This window comes from Ideonella sp. P3_A4, from assembly GCF_056403075.1.
The window spans coordinates 1-2,379 of record NZ_JBFUGE010000801.1 but is presented as its reverse complement, the minus strand read 5'-3'; the positions used below and the strand labels follow the sequence as shown (position 1 = coordinate 2,379).

The window sequence follows — 2,379 nt, the reverse complement described above, 5'->3', positions numbered from 1 at the left end:
CACATCACCTGGATCAGTCATGACTTCGAGCGTGTGCGGCGTGCGATGCCGCGTCTGACGCGTTGGCGTCAGATCTTCTCGCACGTGCTGAGTTGCCGCTCGCCGCAAGAGATGGCAGGGCCTGACATGCCGACCTTGCTGGTGGCCGATCATCTGGCCGTGTTGCGGGTGCTGGACCTCGAACGCATGCGAGGTTATGTGCGCGTCGATGGCCGCGATGTGCAGAGCGCACACGAGGAGATCGATGTAATTTTGCAACGATCATCCGAGGCCTTCCCAGCCGTCACACTGGGACTCTAGGGATCCCCCCTAGCATGGCTATAATGTAAGGCTAGGCACAAAAGACATCAGCTTGAGTGTCTCGAGCGCTCAAGTGTCTTTTGGTCTGTCTCGAGGAGGAGGCGCGCGCGAACAGCGAGCTTCCAAAAATTACCGGTAATTGTTCGAACTATCGTTTGAGRACATTCATGAACAAGTCGCTCCTGTTGGCTTCCCTCGTCGCTGTTGCTGCTCTGGTCGCTTGCGGCAAGAAGGAAGAGGCGCCCGCTCCGGTCGCTCCCGCTCCGGTCGCCGCCTCGGCTGTGGAAGCCGCTTCGGCCGCCATGCCCGCCGCTTCGGAAGTCCCGGCTGCTGCCACGGAAGCCGCTTCGGCCGCCAGCAAGTAATTGGAGCCGAGTACCTGGGTTGCAAGACCCGGGTGCCGCAAACAACAAAGCCGCCTTCGGGCGGCTTTGTTGTTTCTGGACTCAGCCCGCATCGATCGATGCGGGCTGTCGTCGCTCAAAGCTTCAGCTCATCCGCCAACAGCGACACGATCTTCTGCGCGTTGGCTGAGTTGTCGGGCTCGCCCTTGAAGTTCAGCACGCTGACCAGCGTACCGGTGCCTTCGGCCTTGATCTGGATGCGGTAGCGGTTCAGCGCCTTCTTGGCCTGGTCGTCGCTGGTGAACCAACGGGTGAAGAAGTTCGGTTCGTCCTTGGCGGCTTCCTTGGTGTCAACGAAGCGCACGAAATACACGCCTTGGTTGCGGTCGCGGTCTTCGACCGTGAAGCCGCCGCGGTCGAGCGCCAGGCCGATGCGGCGCCAAGCGCGTTCCAGCCCGTCGTCCACTTCCAGCGCGGCGCTCGGCTTGCCGCTGACCACGCGGGCCTTCGGTGCCGTGTTCGCGCCGCCAGCTGCAGCGGCCACCTCGGCACGGGCCACTTCGTCTCTGGCGCCCAGGCTGACCATCATGCGGGTCAGCACCTCGCGCTCGAGTTGCACATCGGTCGGGCGTGCCGACCACACCACCTCTTCGCTGGAATTGCGGCMCAGCACTTTTTCTTCGATGCCGTGGTGGGCGACATAGATCTCGGTGCCGTTGGCGCCGCGCTCCATGCGCATCATGAAGCGGTCACGCTCGCCGGTGTCGAACAGGCCACTCACGACAGAGCCGATCGTGCGGCGGACGATGTCGTTCGGCAGCTTGGCGCGGTTCTCGGCCCAGCCGGTTTCCAGCGTGCCGGCTTCGGCATCTTCACGGGCAATGGTGAAACCGCGGTCGAGCCAGAACTGGCGGACCTTCGGCCACAGTTGCTCAGGCGTTTGCGGGCTGACGATCCAGCGCTGGTCGCCGGCGCGCTCCAGGTGCACGTCGCCGACCTTTTGAATGGCGACCTGCGGTGCGCCAGCTTCCGCGGCAGGGCGCGCCGTGCCGTTGGCCAGGGCCGACGCGCTCACCGAACCGCTCTGCGGCAGGTAGCGGCCATCGCGCGCCAGCGGGGTCAGGTCGGGCGGCACCTCGAGCGACGGCGTCTTGGTCGCGCCGCTGCGGTAGTCGAGCGAGTCGTTGCCGGGCGTGGTGTCGCTCAGCAGGGAACAGCCGCCCAGGCCGAAAGCCAGCAGGAGTACACCGGCACGCAGCGGCGTGATCACGAAGTCAGGTTTCTTGCAATGCATGTCGTGTCGCCAGCCACCGCGTGCAGCGGCTGTTCCAGAGGTTCGGTTTTGAAGGGACGGGATCAAACAAGGCTACATTCGCGCAGCGCGCTGCCCACCAGAGCCTGGCCGGCCTCGGTGAGTTCCGTCAGCGGCAGGCGAACGTTGGCACGGCAGCGGCCCATTTGCGACAGCGCCCACTTGGCGGGGGCTGGGCTGGGCTCGCAGAACATCTGCCGGTGCAGCGGCAGCAGGCTCAGGTGGATGTCGCGGGCGCGCTTTACATCGCCCTCGATCGCGGCCAGGCACATCTCGTGCATCTGGCGCGGCGCCACGTTGGCAGTGACGCTGACGTTGCCTTGACCACCCAGCAGCATCAGGGCCACGGCGGTGCCGTCGTCGCCCGAATAGACCGAGAAGCCCTTGGGCACATGCTTGATGAGCCACGCGGCACGTTCGATG

4 protein-coding genes are annotated in these 2,379 nt (G+C 64.8%); 2 read left to right on the top strand and 2 right to left on the bottom strand.

Annotated features, from left to right (window positions below; translation table 11 throughout):
- The coding region (locus AC1DYI_RS32905; RefSeq protein ID WP_477208313.1) for a hypothetical protein at positions 1 to 300 on the top strand (300 nt) is incomplete at its 5' end.
- Positions 301 to 467: 167 nt separating this feature from the next.
- Positions 468 to 665, top strand: coding sequence for a hypothetical protein (locus AC1DYI_RS32900; RefSeq protein WP_477208312.1), 198 nt, complete (start codon positions 468 to 470; stop codon positions 663 to 665).
- A gap of 115 nt (positions 666 to 780) precedes the next feature.
- Here the strand turns inward: AC1DYI_RS32900 and bamC are convergent, their stop codons facing one another.
- Complete coding sequence (gene bamC / locus AC1DYI_RS32895; RefSeq protein ID WP_477208311.1) at positions 781 to 1,938, bottom strand: outer membrane protein assembly factor BamC; 1,158 nt, start codon at positions 1,936 to 1,938, stop codon at positions 781 to 783.
- Between the two features lie 62 nt (positions 1,939 to 2,000).
- Positions 2,001 to 2,379, bottom strand: a 379-nt coding sequence (locus AC1DYI_RS32890; RefSeq protein WP_477208310.1) for a dihydrodipicolinate synthase family protein, incomplete at its 5' end; no start/stop codon positions are given.

Bases quoted from the DNA above. Each gene is read 5' to 3' on its own strand.
- AC1DYI_RS32900 (WP_477208312.1), top strand. From the start codon at position 468: ATGAACAAGTCGCTCCTGTTGGCTTCCCTCGTCGCTGTTGCTGCTCTG.